This is a genomic window from Streptosporangium sp. G11, assembly GCF_051192615.1.
GTDB lineage: Bacteria > Actinomycetota > Actinomycetes > Streptosporangiales > Streptosporangiaceae > Streptosporangium.
This window is the reverse complement of record NZ_JBPJUQ010000027.1, coordinates 59,166-77,042: the sequence shown is the minus strand read 5'-3', so window position 1 is coordinate 77,042 and position 17,877 is coordinate 59,166. Positions and strand designations below refer to the sequence as shown.

The following is a 17,877-nucleotide window of genomic DNA, read 5'->3' as shown; positions in this document are numbered from 1 at the left end:
AAGCCGGGGGCGGCCGGGGAAAGCCCCGGAACGGCCGTACGGCTCGCGTCTCCCCGGAGACGCGGGCCGTACGAGGAGAAACGGTCGTGACTACTCGGCGGCGACGCCGAGGCCCTGGGCGACGCCATGGCCGAGGTCCTTGTGGACGTTCGTCCAGTACTCGACGACGCGCTTCTTCGTCTCGGCGGTGACCTCCGGGGCGGAGGCGTGGCCGACGACGTTGCTCACCAGGTGGGAGCGGTCGGTCTCGGACAGGACGTTCTCCCACAGGGCGCGGGGCTGGACGAAGTCGTCGTCCTCGCGGTGCAGGGTGTAGGCGGAACGGATGATCTCACCGGTCACCTGATAGTGCTCGCCCGCGTACAGCGCCGGGTCGGCCACGGGGCCGCCGAGGGTGTTGGGGGCGTAGACCGGGTCGCCCGGGTTGTTGAAGCGCATCTGGCCGTCCTTGTTGTAGCTGTGGACGGGAACCTTCGGCGCGTTGATCGGCAGCTGCTGGTAGTTGACGCCGATGCGGTAGCGATGGGCGTCCGGGTAGGAGAACAGGCGGCCCTGGAGCATCTTGTCCGGGGACGGGCCGATGCCCGGTACCAGGTTGGCCGGCTCGAAGCTCGACTGCTCGACCTCGGCGAAGTAGTTCGCCGGGTTGCGGTTCAGGACGAATTTGCCGATCGTGATCTCGGGGTAGTCGGCGTGCGGCCACACCTTGGTCAGGTCGAACGGGTTGAACCGGTAGTCGGCGGCTGCCTCGAACGGCATGACCTGCACGTTCACCGTCCAGGACGGGTGGTCGCCGCTCGCGATCGCGGTGTGCAGGTCGCGGATGTGGAAGTCGGCGTCCTGCGCGATGACCGCGCCGGCCTCGGCGTCGGTGAAGTTCTTGATGCCCTGGTCGGTCTTGAAGTGGTATTTGACCCAGAACTTCTCGCCCGCGGCGTTGTACCAGAGGAAGGTGTGCGAGCCGAAGCCGTGCATGTGGCGCCAGGAGGCCGGGGTGCCGCGGTCGGTCATCAGGAACGTCACCTGGTGGGCGCTCTCCGGCGAGAGCGTCCAGAAGTCCCACTGCATGTCGTGGTCGCGCAGGTTGGTGTCGGCGCGGCGCTTCTGGCTGTGGATGAAGTCGGAGAACTTCTGCGGGTCGCGGATGAAGAAGATCGGCGTGTTGTTGCCGACGAGGTCGTAGTTGCCCTCTTCGGTGTAGAACTTCAGCGCGAAGCCGCGCGGGTCGCGCTGGGTGTCGGGGCTGCCGAGCTCACCGGCGACCGAGGAGAAGCGGATGAAGAGCGGGGTCTCCTTGCCCTTGGCGAACAGGCCCGCCTTGGTGAACTGGCTGACGTCCTCGGTGATCTGGAGGACGCCGTGCGCGCCGCCACCCTTGGCGTGGACCACCCGCTCGGGCACGCGCTCCCGGTTGAAGTGGGCCATCTTCTGGATCAGGTAGTGGTCCTGCAGCAGCAGGGGCCCGTTCGGGCCCACCGACTGGGAGTGCTCGTCACTCGGCGCGGCGATTCCCGCGTCGGTGGTGGTGATGGGCCTGGTGCTCATAGAGGTTCCTCCGGGGGTTCTCTTCATCGAGTGTCTTCGGAACGACAGCCGGGGCACACGCCCCAAAAAATCACATCCGCCTCGTCGACCAGGTATCCGGCGTCGGAGACCGGGTCGAGACAGGGGGCGTGGCCGACGGCGCAGTCCACGTCGGTGACCTTCCCGCACCGGCGGCAGACGAGGTGGTGATGGTTGTCACCGATTCGCGTCTCGTACCGGGCGGGACTGCCCGCGGGTTCTATCCGCCGGAGGAGCCCGACCCGGTGCAACGCGCGCAGGGAGTCGTAGACCGCCTGCAGGGAGACCTGGCCGACACGGCTTCGCACACCGTGATGGACGGCGTCCACGTCGAGGTGGTTGCCCTCCCGCACGGTCTGCATGATCGCCAGCCGGGCCGCGGTCACCCGCAGGCCCGCCTGCCGGAGCCGGTCCTCGTCCTCCATGACCACACCGTATGACCTAAACCAGAATCATTCAAGTTAGCGACTAACTCCAGTTTTAATGAAACAAATCTGGTGGGGCGAGTTGTGACACAGGTGGCGGGTGAGATGGCATCCTCGAATACCGATGGACACGTACACAGCTCGCCGCCTCGCCCTGGCCGCCGCGATCACCGCCTCAGCCGTGCTCCTCGCGGCCTGCTCCGCGGCCGAGTCGGCCGCCCCCGAATCGTCCCCCGACGTCGTGGAGAAGCCCACCGAACCGGCCGAGGCCACCCCCACGCCCGAGCGCAGACCGTACACCATCTCCTTCGGCGGGGACGTGCACTTCGAGGGCGTGTTGCGGACCCGGCTGAACGCCGATCCGAAGACCGCGCTCGGCCCGATCGCCAGGGTGCTCAAGCGCTCTGACCTGGCGATGGTCAACCTGGAGACCGCTATCACCACTGGCGGCACCCCCGCCCCCGGCAAGCAGTACACCTTCCGTGCCCCGGCGGCGGCGCTCACCGCGCTGAAGGCGTCCGGGGTGGACGTGGCCTCGCTGGCGAACAACCACGGCATGGACTACATGCAGAGCGGGCTGCAAGACTCCCTCGCCGCTATCAAACGGTCCAAGTTCCCCGTCGTGGGCGTGGGCAGGAACGAGGCCGAGGCCTACAAGCCGTGGCGGACCACCGTGAACGGCAACCGCGTCGCCATCATCGGCGCGACCCAGGTGCTGGACGCGGAGTTCGTCCAGGCGTGGACGGCCTCCGGCGACCAGGGCGGCCTCGCCTCGGCCAAGGACGAGGCGCGGCTGATCCAGGAGGTGCGCAGGGCGCGCAAGAACTCCGACACCGTGATCGTCCACCTGCACTGGGGCACCGAGCTGCAGAAGTGCCCCAACGAGGCGCAGCGCGGCCTGGCGCCCAAGCTGGTCGCGGCCGGGGCCGACGTCGTCGTCGGCGGCCACGCGCACATCCTGCTCGGCGCCGGATACCTGAAGAACAGCTACGTCAGCTACGGCCTGGGCAACTTCGTCTTCTACAACTGGGGCCCGGACACCGGCAGGACCGGCGTGCTCACCCTGACGATCAACGGCCGCAAGGTGCTCAAGGACCAGTGGACCCCGGCCACCATCCAGGGCGGGGTGCCGATCCCGCTCACCGGGGCCGGGCGGCAGCAGGCCGTCGCGGGCTGGAAGGCGCTGCGCGACTGCACCGGCCTGGCCGCCAGGCCCGGCCAGTCCGGATAGCCCGGAAGGGCACGGAAAACGTTCCGGGCACCTCGTGCGACAGGAGGCCGTGATGCGGTGGGTCGAGTCCGGCGACGTCCGGCTGGCATTGTTCGAGCAGGGCGACCCCGCGGCCCCGACCGTCCTGCTCGTGCACGGCTACCCCGACACCCACCGGGTCTGGGACGAGGTCGCCACGCTGCTGGAGGACCGCTTCCACGTGGTCCGCTACGACGTCCGCGGCGCCGGGCTCTCCGACGCCCCGCGTGCCACCGGGGGCTACGACTACGACCACCTGGCCGCCGACATGACCGCGGTCCTCGACGCGGTGGGCAAGCCGGGGGTGCACCTCGCCGGGCACGACTGGGGGTCCATCCAGGGCTGGAATCTGATCGGCAGGCCGGGCATCCGGGAGCGGATCCTCTCCTTCACCTCCGTCGGCGGCCCGCACCTGGACCGGGCCGCGCACTTCGTACGGCACGGCAGGCCGCGCGAGGTCGCCGGGCAGCTCCTGCGGTCCTGGTACATCGGCGCCTTCCAGGTCCCGGTCGTCCCCGAGCTCGTGCTGCGCGCCGTGCTGCCGCGCGTCGTGAACCGGTCCGTGGGGGCGCCCGGACGTCCGGGGCACCCGGCCGAGACCCTCGTCAGGGACGGCCTGAACGGTCTAGGCCTCTACCGGGCCAACATGCTGACCGGCCGCGGCGCGTCACCCGCCGAGCCCGTGCCGCGGACGCCCGTCCAGATCGTCGAGGCCACGAAGGACCCGTTCGTCTCCCCCGCGCTGCTCGCCTCGGCGCACCGGTGGACGCCCCGGCTGTGGCACCGTCGCGTTCCCGCGGGCCACTGGGTGCAACGCAGCCACCCCGGCGTGCTCGCCCGCATGATCGCCGAGTTCGCCGAGTACGTCGAGGGGGCGCCGCCCAGCAGGGAACTGCGCAGGGACCGGCCCGGCGAGCGCGGGCCGTACGACGACCGGCTGGTGGTGGTCACCGGCGCGGGCAGCGGGATCGGGCGGGCCACCGCCCGTGCCTTCGCCGCGCACGGCGCCGAGGTGATCTGCGCGGACATCGACCTCGCCGCCGCGCGCCGCACCGCCGAGGGCATCGCGGGGAGAGGCGGCGCGGCGCACGCCCACCGGGTGGACGTCGCGGACGCCGCGGGGATGGAGGAGTTCGCCCGGCTGGTCAGGGACCGGTACGGCGTGCCCGACATCGTGGTCAACAACGCGGGGATCGCGGTGGCGGGCCCGTTCCTGGACCACTCGGTCGACGACTGGCGGCGGACCCTGGACGTGAACCTGTGGGGTGTCATCCACGGCTGCCGCCTGTTCGCCGCCCAGATGGCCGAGCGCGGCCAGGGCGGTCACATCGTGAACGTGGCCTCGCTCGCGGCCTTCCTCCCCAGCAGGCTGCTGCCCGCGTACTCGACGTCGAAGGCGGCCGTGAAGATGCTCAGCGACTGCCTGCGCGCCGAGCTCGCCGGGCAGGGGATCGGCGTCACCGTGATCTGCCCCGGGTTCGTCTCCACCGCGATCGCACGGAACGCCGACTACGTCGGCGATCTCGCCGAGGTCGCCGGAGAACCGGCGGGGGAGGCGCTGGCCGCGCGCGGATACCCGCCCGAGCGGGTGGCCGCGCACATCCTGCGCGCCGTCCACCGCGACCTTCCCGTCGTCGCCGTGAACGCGGAGGCCAGGATCGGCTACGTGCTCTCGCGGATCTCCCCGGCGCTCACACGCCGCCTCGCCGGGTTCGTCCGGCTCACCGGAGGCCGTCGGAGGCCATCGGAGACGGAGAAATCTCGTGATTGACGAATAAGCACTGACCCCGGCGTGTCAGAGGGGCAAGATGGTGTGGTGTCCACCATGTCCTGCGAGGAGCCGGGCGAGGCTCCACTGCGACGTCAACCCACCCAACGACGGAGCGCGCGGCGAGTTGAGCGGATGCTCGACGCGTGTGCCGACCTGCTGGACGAGATCGGCTACGACGCGCTCTCCACCACGAGGATCGCCGAGCGCGCGGGGGTCGCGATCGGTTCGGTCTACCAGTTCTTTCCCGACAAGCGGGCTCTCACCCAGGCGGTGACCCGGCGCCACGTGGAGGGGTTCGTCTCCCGGATCGGCAGACGCTTCCTGTCGGAGGACTACGCGGGCTGGTGGGAAGCGGTCGACGCGATCATCGACGAGTACGTGGACATGCACAGGACCGTGCCGGGTTTCCGGTCCCTGCACTTCGGCGACCTGGTCGACCTCAACCTGCTCGACTCCGGATCCGACAACAACACGGTGATCGCCGGACGGCTGCGCGGCCTTCTCCTGCAGGAGTACGGGTTGGCCGACAGCGAGGAGTTCGACCTGGCCATCCTCGTCGCGGTGGAGGCCGGGGACGCCGTGCTCAAGCTGGCCTTCCGGCGCGACCCGGACGGCGACCCGGAGATCGTGGCCGAGGCCAAGCGCCTGATCCGCGGTTATCTGAACCGTCAGTTCGCCCGCGTCTCGGCCTGAGAGGGCCCCGGGAGGAGACCCTCGCCGGAGGACGCGCCGGTGCCGTCCGGCGGGCTCTCGGCGCCGATCGCGTCCGGCGCGGTGAACACGTACTCCTCCCGTGTCTCCCCCTCACGATGCCGCCTGCCCCGGCGTTCGAGCTGGGACCACCGCTCCGGGGAAGCGGCCTCGCCGGTCGCCCCGGGGCGCCCCTGCGCCGCCAGCGTCCGCTTCACGGGCTCCCGTACGTCCTGCGACGGTGTTCCCGGTGTTCCCGGTGTTCCCTGTGCTCCCGGCCCTCGCGCGTCCCGTTCCCGGGCGTTCTGTTCCTGGGGGAGGTGTTTCCCGGCGACGTGCCGCCACGCGCGCGGCCGCTTCTCGCGCGACCGTTCCGTACCCGCCACCGGCACGGGCACGACCGCCGCGAGCCCGGACGACCGCGTCCCCGGCTTGTCGCGGGACTTCTCCGAGGGGGCGCGGGGTTCGCGGCCGGGCGAGACGATCGGCTCAAGCCGCCGGTCCCGGTAGAGCCGTTCCACCTTCCTGATCCGGGCGGCGAGCCTCTCGTCACGGATCCGGTTCTCCAGGGTGACCAGCTCCCGGTGTGCCTGCCCGAGCGCCTCCATCTTGACCGACAGGTATCCGGCGGACCCCGGAACGATCACCGAGAAGGCCAGGAGGAGCATCAACGTGAACGATGTCTGCTTGGACATGCTCATCGCGGCCCCTCCCCGTGACACGCTCCTCTGGCAGGACTCGTCGCTCATATGCCCGTTTTGCTGGGGAAAAACGCGCAGCGTAGTCGTTCGTTTGCCTAAGGTAACGTGGCCAATACCTGCCGTTGGCCGTACGCGGTCGAGCGTCGCTCGGTACTCTCGCGATGTGGCGCATGTGACACGTGAGCAACTTGATCGATTGCTTGAGCAGGCACTTCTGGCCGATGATCACGAAGACCTGGCTCGGCGACTCGAAGACCTGGTCGAGGCGTACGCGTCCGGCGACATATCACGGGCGGCGATCCTCGTGCTCGCCGCTGAGGAGTGGCGGCAGGCCGGGCAACCCGCCCGGGCCTTCGACTGCTTCCAGCGGGCGCTGGACGACGGCGGCGAGGTGAGCGTCGATCCCCGGGCCGGGATCGCCGACACCCTCTTCGAGCTCGAACGGCCGGACGAGGCGAGGGAGGTGATCGCGGCGATCCGCGCCGTCGGTGACGTCACCGCGGCCACCGCCCTCACGGTCGCCGAGACCCTCGTCGCCTACGGCGACCTCGGGGAGGCCCACCAGTGGGCCACCGAGGGGGCGCACCGGGCGGTGGAGGGCAGCGGCGAGCACATCGCCCTGCTCAGAACCCGCTACCGGATCCGCGTCGACCTCGGGCTCCCCGAGGACGAGCTCGACGCCCTCCTGGACGCCTCGCACTGACGGCGTCTTTGGCCCCGCCGACCTGACACGCGGCAGGGGAGGGTCGTGCCCCGTGGGACACGACCCTCCCCTGCGACGGTTTCGCGGTGGATCTGTGCTGGTCCGCGGACCGGCGGCCGATCCACCGCTTTCTCCGCGTCTTACATTCAGGTGCTACAGGCGCTCCACGTACTTCGCGTCGAGGGTTACTCCACGTCGAGGGTCGGGAGCGTTCCCTTCAGCGCGAGGAGGGCGGGAGCCGCCGCGGTGCCCTCCGCCATGGTGCCTTCGACCGCAGGGCTGCTTGCGGTGTCTTCGGTCGTGGTGCTTTCCGCCGTGGTGCCCTCGGCCGTGGTGCCGCTCGTGGTGCCCTCGGTCGTGGTGCCTTCCGGCATGGTGCCGGCCGCGGGGGCGTCCGGCAGTGCGGAGGTCTCCGGGCGTGCGGCGGCAGGAGCCTCCGCCGCGGGTGCCTCGGCGGCCGGAGCTTCGGCGGCGGGTGCCTCAGCGGCCGGAGCCTCCACCGCCGCTGCCTCGGCTACTGGAGCTTCGGCGGCGGGTGCCTCAGCGGCGGGTGCTTCGGCGGCGGGAGCCTCCACCGCCGCTGCTTCGGTTACTGGAGCTTCGGCCACCGGAGCTTCGGCGGCGGGTGCCTCGGCCACTGGAGCTTCGGCCACCGGTGCCTCAGCGGTGGGTGCCTCCGCCGCGGGTGCTTCGGTTACTGGAGCTTCGGCCACCGGAGCTTCGGCGGCGGGTGCCTCGGCCACTGGAGCTTCGGCCACCGGCGCCTCAGCGGTGGGTGCCTCCGCCGCGGGTGCTTCGGCTACTGGAGCTTCGGCCACCGGAGCCTCAGCGGCGGGAGCCTCAGCGGCGGGAGCCTCAGCGGTCGGAGCCTCCACTGCCGGAGCCTCGGCCGCGGGCGACTCCACTGTGGGAGCCTCGGCCGACGGCAGGTTCTCGATGGCGGCGTCCGCCGGGGCGGGGACGGACATCGCGGGCGCGGACTCGGCGGCCGGCGCGGCCGGTGCCTCGACGAGCTCGCCGGGCGCCGGGGGCACCGGGGCCCGCAGCCAGCTGATGCCGCCGCCGGGAGCGCCGGACAGGTCCGGTGCCTCGGCCATGACGCTCATCCACGAGTTCGTCCACTCGTGACCGGGAAGGCTCGACAGCCCGAAGGGCAGCGCGTGGTAGCCGGCACCCGCGGCGACGCCTCCGGCGTCGGCGAAGCTGACCACGGCGGAGGGCTGGGAGAACTCGGGCAGGCCGGTGACGCGTGCGAGCCGGTCCGCGGTCGCGGCCGTCTCACCGGTGTTCGCGGCCACCGGTGCCCCGGCACCGTTCATCGTCACCGGCGTCACCGGCGTCACCGGCGTCACCGGCATCACTGGCGCCGGCACCGCCGTTCCGCCAGCCGTCATCGGCATCTCGCCGGTGTTCGTGGCCGGCGGCGCCACGATGTTCGTGGTCGGCGGCGTCACGGTCTCCGTGACCGGCGGCGTCACGGCGCCCGTGACCGGCGGCGTCACGGTGTCCGTGGTCGGCGGCATCACGGTGCCCGTGACCGGCGGCGTCACAGTGCCCGTGACCGGAGGTGTCACGGCGCCGCTCGCGGTCGGCGTCCCCTCGGTCGTCGTGGCGGTCCCGGCGGTGCCGGTCTCCTCGCACGCGGGCTCCATGGGTCCGGGTGCCCCCAGCACCCCCGTCGTGCCCTGCTCCGGGCAGGGCACGACCTCCGCCGACGCCGGAGAGACCATCGTCAGGCCGGCGCCGACCGTGAGCGCCGCCATCGCGAGGATTCCCCGGATGTTCCGTGATGAGTTCGACATGCGCATCCCCCTGTTGCGTTCGGTAATCCGATGAAAACCGAACGTAACAGTGGGGCCTTGCTCGGGGGCGCGCTTAGTTCAATGGTGGTCAAGCCATTACCGGCGGCTGTCAGGCCCTTACCGGGCCGATGACCAGGGAGTCGCTCGCCTCGTCGAGGTCGACCAGCACCTCGTCGCCGTCCTGGACCTCGCCGGAGAGCACCTCCTTGGCCAGCTTGTCGCCGATCGCGGACTGGACGAGGCGGCGGAGCGGACGCGCGCCGTACAGCGGGTCGTATCCCGTCAGCGCCAGCCAGTCGCGCGCCGCCGGGGTCACGGTCAGCGTGAGCCGCCGGTCCGCCAGGCGCCTGGCCAGATGGACCACCTGCAGGTCCACGATCCTGGACAGCTCCTCGGTGCCGAGCGCGTCGAACTGGATCACGTCGTCGAGCCGGTTGAGGAACTCCGGCTTGAACGAGCTCCTGACCGCGGCCATCACGGCGGACCGCTGGGCCTCCTTCGCCATGCCCGGGTCCACGAGGAACTGCGAGCCGATGTTGGAGGTGAGGATCAGGATCACGTTGCGGAAGTCGACCGTCCGGCCCTGCCCGTCGGTGAGCCGCCCGTCGTCGAGCACCTGGAGCAGGATGTCGAAGACCTCCGGGTGGGCCTTCTCGACCTCGTCCAGCAGCACCACGCCGTAGGGCCTGCGCCGCACGGCCTCGGTGAGCTGGCCGCCCTCCTCGTAGCCCACGTAGCCGGGCGGTGCCCCCACCAGGCGCGCGACGCTGTGCTTCTCGCCGTACTCGCTCATGTCGATGCGGACCATCGCCCGCTCGTCGTCGAACAGGAAGTCCGCCAGCGCCTTGGCCAGCTCCGTCTTGCCGACACCCGTCGGGCCGAGGAACAGGAAGCTGCCGGTCGGCCGGTCCGGGTCGGAGATGCCCGCCCGCGCCCGCCGTACGGCGTCGGAGACCGCTTCGACTGCCTGCCGCTGGCCGATCAGCCGCCTGCCGAGCTCCTCCTCCATGCGCAGCAGCTTGCTGGTCTCGCCCTCGAGCAGCCGGCCCGCGGGGATGCCGGTCCACGATGAGATCACCTGGGCGATGTCGTCGGAGCCGACCTCCTCCTTGACCATGGGGTTCTCGGGCTGGGCGGCCTTGCTGGCCTCGGCGAGCTCGGCCTCCAGGTTGGGCACCTCGGCGTACATCAGCCGCGAGGCGGCCTCGAAGTCGCCGTCGCGCTGGGCGCGCTCGGCGGCGCTCCGCACCTCGTCGATCTGCTTCTTCAGGTCGCCGACCCGGTTGAGCCCCGCCTTCTCCCGCTCCCAGCGGCCGACCAGGCCGTTGAGGTCCTCCTGGCGGTCGGCGAGTTCCCCGCGGAGCCGCTCCAGCCGCTGCAGGCTGCTCTCGTCGGTCTCCTTGGCGAGCGCCAGCTCCTCCATCTTCATCCGGTCGACGTTCCGCTGGAGCTGGTCGATCTCCACCGGACGGGAGTCGATCTCCATGCGGAGCCGGGAGGCCGCCTCGTCGACGAGGTCGATCGCCTTGTCGGGCAGGAAGCGGGAGGTGATGTAGCGGTCGGAGAGCGCCGCGGCGGCCACGAGCGCGCCGTCGGAGATCTGGACCTGGTGGTGCGCCTCGTAGCGGCCCTTGAGGCCGCGCAGGATGGCGATGGTGTCCTCGACGGTGGGCTCGCCCACGTAGACCTGCTGGAACCGCCGCTCCAGCGCCGGGTCCTTCTCGATGCGCTCGCGGTATTCGTCCAGCGTGGTCGCGCCGATCATCCGCAGCTCGCCGCGGGCCAGCATGGGCTTGAGCATGTTGCCCGCGTCCATCGCGCCCTCGGCGGCACCCGCGCCGACCATGGTGTGCAGCTCGTCGATGAAGGTGACGACCTGGCCGTCACTCTCCTTGATCTCGCCGAGCACCGCCTTGAGGCGCTCCTCGAACTCGCCGCGGTACTTGGCGCCGGCGACCATCGCGCTGAGGTCGAGGGCGATCAGGCGCTTGTCGCGCAGGCTGGAGGGGACGTCGCCCGCGACGATCCGCTGGGCCAGCCCTTCCACCACGGCGGTCTTGCCGACGCCGGGCTCGCCGATGAGCACCGGGTTGTTCTTGGTACGGCGGCTGAGCACCTGGATGACGCGCCGGATCTCCGAGTCGCGGCCGATCACCGGGTCGAGCTTGCCCGCCCTGGCCCGCTCGGTCAGGTCGATCCCGTACTTCTCCAGCGCCTGGTAGGTGTCCTCCGGGGTCTCGCTGGTCACCCTGGCGTGCCCGCGAACCTTCTCGAAGGCGTCGAGCAGCGCGTTCGGGCTCGCGCCGTTGGATTTGAGCAGGGCGGCGATCGGGCCGCCGTCGGTGGCGAGGCCGACCAGCAGGTGCTCGGTCGAGACGTAGTCGTCCTCAAGGCCGCGGGCCCGCTGGGCCGCGGTGTTCATCACGGTGAGGAGCTGCCGGGAGCTCGACGGGGCGCTGACCGTGGAGCCCTGCGCCTTCGGCAGGGCCGCGAGCTGCTTCTCGGCCTCGACCCGCAACTGCTTCCAGTCGGCGCCCACCGCTTCGAGCAGGGGTACGGCGGTGCCGCCGGTCTGGGCGAGCAGCGCGGTGAACAGATGGGCGGGAGCGACCTCGGGATTGCCCTCGGCGGCCGCCCGCCTGATGGCGGAGGAGACCGCCGCCTGGCTCTTCTGGGTGAGCTTGTAGTCCATGCTTGTCAGGCCTCACTCGAAAGTGCTGTGTCAATGGCGACGCCGGCCCGGCGTGTCCTCGCGGGCGTGTGACACCGGCGCGTTCTCACGGCCTGTCACAGGCGCGTCCTCAAGGCGTGGGACGGAGTCTCAGGCGGGGGGCAGCTGGTACTGGATGAGCGCGCGGATCGTGTTCATCTCCGCGCGCAGGCGGTGGTTCTCGTCACGCAGGCGCAGGGCCTCCGTCTCGAGGACCAGGATTCGCTTGATGCCCGCGAGGTTGATGCCCTCCTCCTGGGAGAGCCGCTGGACCTCGCGGAGCATCACGATGTCGCGGGTGGAGTACAGGCGTCCGCGCCCCGCCGTACGGCCTGGACTGACCAGGCCGAGACGGTCGTACTGGCGAAGGGTCTGCGGATGCAGACCCGACAGCTGGGCGGCCACCGAGATCACGTAGACGGGTGTGTCGTCCGACAGATCGAAGTAGTTGGCTTCCATGGCTACTCGCTTCTGGCCTGTTCGATCAGGTCCGCCCGCGGGTCACCACCCGAGGTGGCATCGCGGAACTCCTCAAGGGCGCCCCTCGCCTTGTCCTCCAGTTGCTGGGGCACCAGGACCTCGATCGTGGCGAGCAGGTCGCCCTTGGTGCCGTCCTTGCGGGCCACGCCCCTGCCGCGCACCCGGAAGGTGCGGCCGTTGGGGGTGCCCTCGGGGATGCGCAGCGTGACCGGCAGCCCCTTGAGGATCGGCACCTTGATCTCGGCGCCCAGCGCGGCCTCGGTGAAGGTGACCGGGACGGTGACCGTCAGGTTCTCTCCCGTCCTGCCGAACACGGGGTGCGGCTTGACGTGGATCTGGACGTAGAGGTCACCGGCGGGACCACCGTTCTCGCCGGGCGCGCCCTTGGCCTTGATCTTGATGCGCTGGTTGTCGCCGACCCCCGCCGGGATGCGGGCCTGGATCGTGCGGGTGCTCTTGCCCCGCCCGCTCCCGTCGCACACCGGGCACGGGTCGTCCACCAGCAGACCGCGGCCCTTGCAGTCGCGGCACGGCTCGGAGAAGGCGAAGTTGCCGAGGTTGCGGCTGGCCGCCCCGGTGCCCTCGCAGGTCGGGCAGACCCGCGGGGTGGTTCCGGCCTTGGCGCCGGTCCCTCCGCATCCGGTGCACGCGGAGGAACTGGTCAGGCGGAGCGACACCGTGGTGCCCTCCACCGCCTCGGAGAAGGAGAGCGAGACCTCGGACTCGATGTCCTGGCCGCGCCGCGCCCTGGTCGCCGTCCCCCCGGGGCGGCTCGTGCCGCCCCGGTTGAAGAGCCCGCCGAAGATGTCGCCGATGCGCTCTCCGGTGCCGCTCTGCTGCTGGCCGGTCCCTCCGAACAGGTCTCCCAGGTCGAACGGGAAACCGCCCGAGCGCGGAGCCCCCCCGGCCCCCGCGTAGCCGCCGATACCCGATCCGAACAGCGCCCGCGCCTCGTCGTACTCCTTGCGGCGCTTGGTGTCGGAAAGGATGTCGTACGCCTCCGAGACCTCCTTGAACTTGGCGGTGCTCGCGGAGGTCGCGGAGCTTCCGGGGTTGGCGTCCGGGTGATACTGCCTGGCCAGTTTCCGGTACGCCTTCTTGATCTCATCGGCCGTAGCGGTCTTGGGCACACCAAGGACGGCGTAGTAGTCCTTCTCCAGGTAGTCCTTGGTGCTCATCTACGTTCCTTCTCAGAGATCAGATGTGGGGGTGTCAGTTGTCGTCCGCGGCGGGCTCTTCTGGCTCCGCGACCGCGACGCGCGCGGGGCGGAGCACTCGCTCGCCGATCCGGTAACCGGGCTGCAGGATCTCCACGCAGGTCGGCTCCGTGACCTCGGGGGAGTAGCTGTGCATCAGAGCCTCGTGCACCATCGGGTCGAACGGCTCGCCCTTGGTGCCGAAGGTGCTCAGCCCCAGCTTCCCCGTGGCCGCCTCCAGTGACTCGCTCACCTTGGCGAAGCCGCCGGTCAGCTCCCCGTGGTCGCGGGCCCGGCCGATGTCGTCGAGGACCGGCAGCAGCTCGGCCAGCACGCCGGCCACCGCCTGCTCCTTGACGGCCACGCGGTCTCTCTCGACCCGCTTGCGATAGTTGGAATACTCGGCCTGAAGGCGCTGCAGGTCCGCGGTCCGCTCGGCGAGCTGGGTGGCCAGCTCGATCGAGGCCAGGTCTGACGCCAGGGAGGACGACGACCTGTCGGCCGCCTGCTCCTTGTCGTTCTGGGCCGTGGTCTCGGCCGGCTTCGGCTCGCGTACCTGCCCCGTCTCCGGGTCTATCTTCCGGTTGTCGCGGATCACCGGCTCCTCTTCGGAACCGTTCTCGCGCGTGCTCACGCTGGTACTCCCCTCGGCTTTCCGACCGTCACTTGGCGCCGTTGTCGCGCTTCGGCTCGTCGTCCACGATCTCGGCCTCGACCACGTCGTCGTCGGACTTCTGCCCGTCGGTGGCGTCCGCGCCGGGGGCGCCGGCCGGGGCCTCGGAGCCCTGCGCCTGGGCGTAGATGGCGGATCCCATCTTCTGGCTGACCGTGGCGAGCTTCTCGGCGGAGGTGCGGATCTCGGACGAGTCGGTGCCCTCCAGAGCCTTCTTGAGCTCGGCGACGGCCGCGTTGACCTCGGTCTTGATGTCGTCCGGGACCTTCTCGGCGTTCTCGCCGAGGAACTTCTCGGTCTGATAGACGAGCGAGTCGGCGTTGTTGCGGACCTCGGCCTCTTCGCGACGCTTCTTGTCCTCCTCGGCGTAGGACTCGGCCTCGCGCATCATGCGCTCGATGTCGTCCTTCGGCAGCGCGGAGCCGCCGGTGATCGTCATCGTCTGCTCCTTGCCGGTGCCGAGGTCCTTGGCGGAGACGTTGACGATGCCGTTGGCGTCGATGTCGAAGGTGACCTCGATCTGCGGGATGCCGCGCGGCGCCGGGGCGATGCCGGTCAGCTCGAAGGTGGCCAGCTTCTTGTTGTAGGCGGCGATCTCGCGCTCGCCCTGGTAGACCTGGATCTGCACCGACGGCTGGTTGTCCTCGGCCGTGGTGAAGACCTCGGAGCGCTTGGTCGGGATCGTGGTGTTGCGCTCGATGATCTTGGTGAAGATCCCGCCCTTGGTCTCGATGCCCAGGCTCAGCGGGGTCACGTCGAGCAGCAGGACGTCCTTGACCTCGCCCTTGAGCACGCCGGCCTGCAGGGCGGCGCCGATGGCCACGACCTCGTCCGGGTTGACGCCCTTGTTGGGCTCCTGGCCCGCGGTCAGCTCCTTGACGAGCTCGGCCACGGCGGGCATGCGGGTCGAGCCGCCGACGAGCACCACGTGGGCGATGTCGGAGACCTTGATTCCGGCGTCCTTGACGACCTGGTTGAACGGGCCCTTGCACCGCTCGAGGAGGTCGGCGGTGATCCGCTGGAACTCGGCGCGGGTGAGCTTCTCCTCCAGGTGGAGGGGACCCTCGGCCGAGGCGGTGATGTAGGGAAGGTTGATGGAGGTCTCCGACTGGCTGGAGAGCTCGATCTTGGCCTTCTCGGCGGCCTCGCGCAGGCGCTGCAGGGCCATCTTGTCCTTGGTCAGGTCGACGCCGTGCGCGTTCTTGAACCGGTTGGCCAGCTCGTCCACGACGCGCTGGTCCCAGTCGTCGCCACCGAGGTGGTTGTCGCCGCTGGTGGCCTTGACCTCGACGAAGCCGTGACCGTCCTCCTGGCCGACGTCGAGCAGGGACACGTCGAAGGTGCCGCCGCCGAGGTCGAAGACGAGGATGGTCTCGTCCTTCTCCTTGTCGAGGCCGTACGCCAGCGCGGCCGCGGTGGGCTCGTTGATGATGCGCAGCACGTTCAGGCCGGCGATGGTGCCGGCCTCCTGGGTGGCCTGGCGCTGGGCGTCGTTGAAGTAGGCGGGAACGGTGATCACCGCGTCGGTGATCTTCTCGCCCAGGTAGGCTTCCGCGTCCTGCTTCAGCTTCTGCAGGACGAACGCGCTGATCTGCTGCGGGTTGGACTTCTTGCCGTCGATCTCGACGGACCAGTTGGTGCCCATCTCGCGCTTGACCGAGCGAATCGTCCGGTCGACGTTGGTGACGGCCTGCCGCTTGGCGACCTCTCCGACGAGGACCTCGCCGTTCTTCGCGAACGCGACCACGGACGGCGTGGTCCGCGAACCCTGAGCGTTGGCGATGACGGTGGGCTCACCGCCCTCAAGAATCGAGACGACGGAGTTGGTCGTCCCCAGGTCGATACCTACCGCACGTGCCATGAGTACGTCCTTGTAGTCAAAGTTGAGTCGATGAGACTCATAGTGGAACCTCGTGTGACGTTTGTCAAACGACTTGAGTCTACTGGGCTCAACCTTCTGCCGCGCGGGGGCATTCCCCGTTTCCGGGGAAACACACCGGTGGCCGCCACCTCCTCTGACGAGGGAACCGGCGCGATCGTTCCCCGGCGGTGACCAGGGGCTCCGGGTCGCCGCCGGCGGGGCTCGTACGACGCCCGCCCGCCTTCGGAACAGGCCTGTTCCGAAGGCGGGCGGGGTTGGTCATGGTCCTCGAAGGACGCATCCATCCGGTTGAGGCCGGGAAGCGGGGCGTGCGGCCTCCGGTACGGCGTCTTTCGCGCGGGGTGCCGCGTCAGCGGGCGCCGTCGACCACCTTGCGGGAGCCGAGGGGCTTCTTGAGCTTGACGGTCGTCACCTTCTGGATGGCGATCTCGATGCAGGCGACGTTCTGGGCCTTGCTGCTCGGGCCCTCCCAGAGGGTGACCGTCACCCGCTTGGAGGTCTCGCGCACGGTGACCCGGTCGAGCACGTTGCACGGCTCCACGCCGGACCACCAGGTGACCTTCAGGCTCCGGCCGTCCTTCGACGGCTTGGCCTTCAGCCACCTGACCTTGCGGGGGTTGTCGGTGTGGCCCTCGGGTTTCGTCGGTTTGGGGGTACCACTCGTGGGCTCCTCCCGGGGGGCCACGCTGTGGCCCGCGGGTTCGGAGGGGCCACCGGGGATGGAGGTGGCCTGACTCACCGGTCGAGAGGGGGCGGCGGCGGTGACCGTGGCGCTGGGTTCGGCGCCGCAGCCCAGCGCCAGCAGGAGGCTTCCGGCCAGGATAGAGGTCGCGATCATACGCATACCCCTAAGACGGATCGCGGTCCTGAGAGGTTCAGGACACTCTGATGTCGCGCTGCCGAACCTCGGCCATGACCGCCGAGACGGTGACGAAGTCCTGGTCGACGTGCAACACGGTCAACCCGTGGTGCACGGCGGTCGCGCACAGCAGTAAGTCGATCGGCCCGGCGGAGCGGTGCCGGCCCTTCTGGGTGAGCTTGTACTGCGCGTTCTCCACCCAGCGCCACGCGGACTCGGGGACGGCCGCCAGGCGGCAGAGATCGATGAATTCCTCCGGTGGCGGGGCCGATAGGCTGCGGGGAGTTCCGATCCACGATTTCGAGGTGCTCACATGATCGCGATTCTTGGAACCGGCAAGATGGGGGAGGCCCTGCTGTCCGGGCTGCTCAGGGCCGGGTTCAAGCCGGGCGACGTGATCGCGACGGCGCGGCGCGCCGAGCGGGGCCAGGCCCTCGCGGAGCGGTACGGCGTGCGGGTGGCCTCCAACGCAGAGGCGGCCAAGGACGCCGACACGATCATCCTCGCGGTCAAGCCGCAGGACATGGGAGCTCTGCTCGCCGAGATCGCCGGGCACATCCCGGCCGACCGCCTGGTCGTCTCGGCGGCGGCGGGGATCACGACCGCGTTCGTCGAGGCGCGGCTCGGTGCCGACATCCCGGTGGTCCGGGTCATGTCCAACACGCCGGTGCTGGTCGACGAGGCGATGAGTGTCATCTCGGCGGGCGCGCACGCCTCCGAGGAGCACCTCAGGCGCGCCGAGGACCTGTTCAGCCCGGTCGGCAAGGTGCTGCGCATCCCCGAGTCGCAGCAGGACGCGGCCACGGCCCTGTCGGGCAGCGGTCCCGCCTACTTCTTCTACCTGGTCGAGGCCATGGTCGACGCCGGCATCCTGCTCGGCATGCCCCGCGCCGCGGCCCTCGACATGGTCACCCAGTCGATCGTCGGGGCGGCGATCATGCTCCGTGACTCGGGGGAGCACCCCGTGATCCTCCGCGAGGCGGTCACCTCGCCGGGCGGTACGACCATCGCGGCCATCGCCGAGCTGGAGCGGCACAGCGTCCGTGCCGCCTTCCTGGCCGCCATCGAGGCCGCCAGGGATCGGGGACGCCAGCTCGCCGAGGGCTGAGCCCACCCCTCTAATAGGAAACTTTCCTACATACGGCATCATTTCCCACGGAACTCCGGGGGAAT

The 17,877-nt window shown here is 70.2% G+C and carries 16 protein-coding genes and 1 pseudogene; 6 read left to right on the top strand and 11 right to left on the bottom strand.

Translation table 11 applies throughout. From position 1 onward, the window contains the following. Positions 1 to 90: 90 nt before the first annotated feature. Together ACSDR0_RS24400 and ACSDR0_RS24395 are read right to left on the bottom strand one after the other, a co-directional pair. Positions 91 to 1,545 (bottom strand): catalase, encoded by a 1,455-nt coding sequence (locus tag ACSDR0_RS24400; RefSeq protein ID WP_435291190.1) that lies wholly within the window; start codon positions 1,543 to 1,545, stop codon positions 91 to 93. A gap of 23 nt (positions 1,546 to 1,568) precedes the next feature. Next, positions 1,569 to 1,988: a Fur family transcriptional regulator gene (locus ACSDR0_RS24395; RefSeq protein ID WP_435291189.1), complete on the bottom strand. Its 420-nt coding sequence runs from the start codon at positions 1,986 to 1,988 to the stop codon at positions 1,569 to 1,571. A 124-nt stretch (positions 1,989 to 2,112) separates the two neighbouring features. Between ACSDR0_RS24395 and ACSDR0_RS24390 the strand changes: the two genes are divergently transcribed. The 3 genes from ACSDR0_RS24390 (at position 2,113) to ACSDR0_RS24380 (ending at position 5,701) form a co-directional block, all read left to right on the top strand. Continuing rightward, on the top strand, positions 2,113 to 3,219 hold the full coding sequence (locus tag ACSDR0_RS24390) for a CapA family protein (RefSeq protein WP_435291188.1): 1,107 nt from the start codon (positions 2,113 to 2,115) through the stop codon (positions 3,217 to 3,219). Positions 3,220 to 3,271: 52 nt separating this feature from the next. Then, a complete protein-coding gene (locus ACSDR0_RS24385) occupies positions 3,272 to 5,008 on the top strand; it encodes an SDR family oxidoreductase (RefSeq protein WP_435291187.1) in 1,737 nt (578 codons plus the stop codon). A 132-nt stretch (positions 5,009 to 5,140) separates the two neighbouring features. Beyond that, positions 5,141 to 5,701 carry a TetR/AcrR family transcriptional regulator gene (locus ACSDR0_RS24380; protein WP_435291186.1) on the top strand — a complete coding sequence of 187 codons (561 nt, stop codon included), beginning with the start codon at positions 5,141 to 5,143 and terminating at the stop codon, positions 5,699 to 5,701. Here ACSDR0_RS24380 and ACSDR0_RS24375 read toward each other — a convergent pair. Then, complete coding sequence (locus ACSDR0_RS24375) at positions 5,677 to 6,393, bottom strand: hypothetical protein (RefSeq protein WP_435291185.1); 717 nt, start codon at positions 6,391 to 6,393, stop codon at positions 5,677 to 5,679. The two genes, ACSDR0_RS24380 and ACSDR0_RS24375, sit on opposite strands and share 25 nt — an antisense overlap. 202 nt (positions 6,394 to 6,595) lie before the next feature. On the opposite strand from ACSDR0_RS24375, the gene ACSDR0_RS24370 reads away from it, so the two are divergent. Continuing rightward, complete coding sequence (locus ACSDR0_RS24370; protein WP_435291184.1) at positions 6,596 to 7,102, top strand: tetratricopeptide repeat protein; 507 nt, start codon at positions 6,596 to 6,598, stop codon at positions 7,100 to 7,102. Positions 7,103 to 7,287: 185 nt separating this feature from the next. Here ACSDR0_RS24370 and ACSDR0_RS24365 read toward each other — a convergent pair whose 3' ends face one another. Further along, positions 7,288 to 8,400 carry a hypothetical protein gene (locus ACSDR0_RS24365; RefSeq protein ID WP_435291183.1) on the bottom strand — a complete coding sequence of 371 codons (1,113 nt, stop codon included), beginning with the start codon at positions 8,398 to 8,400 and terminating at the stop codon, positions 7,288 to 7,290. Here ACSDR0_RS24365 and ACSDR0_RS24360 point away from each other — a divergent pair. Next, entirely contained in the window at positions 8,387 to 8,938 is a 552-nt protein-coding gene (locus tag ACSDR0_RS24360; RefSeq protein WP_435291182.1) for a hypothetical protein, read from the top strand. The genes ACSDR0_RS24365 and ACSDR0_RS24360 overlap by 14 nt on opposite strands. 75 nt (positions 8,939 to 9,013) lie before the next feature. Here ACSDR0_RS24360 and clpB read toward each other — a convergent pair whose 3' ends face one another. The 7 genes and pseudogenes from clpB to ACSDR0_RS24325 all read right to left on the bottom strand — a co-directional run bounded on the left by clpB (position 9,014) and on the right by ACSDR0_RS24325 (position 17,017). Continuing rightward, positions 9,014 to 11,596 carry an ATP-dependent chaperone ClpB gene (gene clpB, locus ACSDR0_RS24355; protein WP_435291181.1) on the bottom strand — a complete coding sequence of 861 codons (2,583 nt, stop codon included), beginning with the start codon at positions 11,594 to 11,596 and terminating at the stop codon, positions 9,014 to 9,016. A gap of 224 nt (positions 11,597 to 11,820) precedes the next feature. Further along, positions 11,821 to 12,073: pseudogene (locus ACSDR0_RS24350) on the bottom strand (heat shock protein transcriptional repressor HspR); the annotation flags it as partial. A 2-nt stretch (positions 12,074 to 12,075) separates the two neighbouring features. Continuing rightward, complete coding sequence (dnaJ, locus tag ACSDR0_RS24345; protein ID WP_435291180.1) at positions 12,076 to 13,272, bottom strand: molecular chaperone DnaJ; 1,197 nt, start codon at positions 13,270 to 13,272, stop codon at positions 12,076 to 12,078. Between the two features lie 34 nt (positions 13,273 to 13,306). Then, positions 13,307 to 13,924, bottom strand: a complete 618-nt coding sequence (grpE, locus tag ACSDR0_RS24340) for a nucleotide exchange factor GrpE (RefSeq protein ID WP_435291179.1) — start codon at positions 13,922 to 13,924, stop codon at positions 13,307 to 13,309. A 28-nt stretch (positions 13,925 to 13,952) separates the two neighbouring features. Continuing rightward, positions 13,953 to 15,824 carry a molecular chaperone DnaK gene (gene dnaK / locus ACSDR0_RS24335; RefSeq protein ID WP_435291178.1) on the bottom strand — a complete coding sequence of 624 codons (1,872 nt, stop codon included), beginning with the start codon at positions 15,822 to 15,824 and terminating at the stop codon, positions 13,953 to 13,955. Between the two features lie 370 nt (positions 15,825 to 16,194). Further along, the gene (locus tag ACSDR0_RS24330) at positions 16,195 to 16,683 is read right to left on the bottom strand and encodes a hypothetical protein (protein ID WP_435291177.1); all 489 of its coding nucleotides are present in this window, start codon (positions 16,681 to 16,683) and stop codon (positions 16,195 to 16,197) included. Between the two features lie 37 nt (positions 16,684 to 16,720). Beyond that, entirely contained in the window at positions 16,721 to 17,017 is a 297-nt protein-coding gene (locus ACSDR0_RS24325; protein ID WP_435291176.1) for a hypothetical protein, read from the bottom strand. Here ACSDR0_RS24325 and proC point away from each other — a divergent pair, their 5' ends adjacent. Beyond that, positions 17,018 to 17,812 (top strand): pyrroline-5-carboxylate reductase, encoded by a 795-nt coding sequence (proC, locus tag ACSDR0_RS24320; RefSeq protein WP_435291175.1) that lies wholly within the window; start codon positions 17,018 to 17,020, stop codon positions 17,810 to 17,812. Positions 17,813 to 17,877 lie beyond the last annotated feature (65 nt).

Bases quoted from the DNA above. Each gene is read 5' to 3' on its own strand.
- ACSDR0_RS24395 (WP_435291189.1), bottom strand. From the start codon at position 1,988: ATGGAGGACGAGGACCGGCTCCGGCAGGCGGGCCTGCGGGTGACCGCG.
- ACSDR0_RS24385 (WP_435291187.1), top strand. From the start codon at position 3,272: ATGCGGTGGGTCGAGTCCGGCGACGTCCGGCTGGCATTGTTCGAGCAG.
- ACSDR0_RS24375 (WP_435291185.1), bottom strand. From the start codon at position 6,393: ATGTCCAAGCAGACATCGTTCACGTTGATGCTCCTCCTGGCCTTCTCG.
- clpB (WP_435291181.1), bottom strand. From the start codon at position 11,596: ATGGACTACAAGCTCACCCAGAAGAGCCAGGCGGCGGTCTCCTCCGCC.
- ACSDR0_RS24400 (WP_435291190.1), bottom strand. From the start codon at position 1,545: ATGAGCACCAGGCCCATCACCACCACCGACGCGGGAATCGCCGCGCCG.
- dnaK (WP_435291178.1), bottom strand. From the start codon at position 15,824: ATGGCACGTGCGGTAGGTATCGACCTGGGGACGACCAACTCCGTCGTC.
- ACSDR0_RS24330 (WP_435291177.1), bottom strand. From the start codon at position 16,683: ATGATCGCGACCTCTATCCTGGCCGGAAGCCTCCTGCTGGCGCTGGGC.
- proC (WP_435291175.1), top strand. From the start codon at position 17,018: ATGATCGCGATTCTTGGAACCGGCAAGATGGGGGAGGCCCTGCTGTCC.
- dnaJ (WP_435291180.1), bottom strand. From the start codon at position 13,272: ATGAGCACCAAGGACTACCTGGAGAAGGACTACTACGCCGTCCTTGGT.
- ACSDR0_RS24380 (WP_435291186.1), top strand. From the start codon at position 5,141: ATGCTCGACGCGTGTGCCGACCTGCTGGACGAGATCGGCTACGACGCG.
- ACSDR0_RS24390 (WP_435291188.1), top strand. From the start codon at position 2,113: ATGGACACGTACACAGCTCGCCGCCTCGCCCTGGCCGCCGCGATCACC.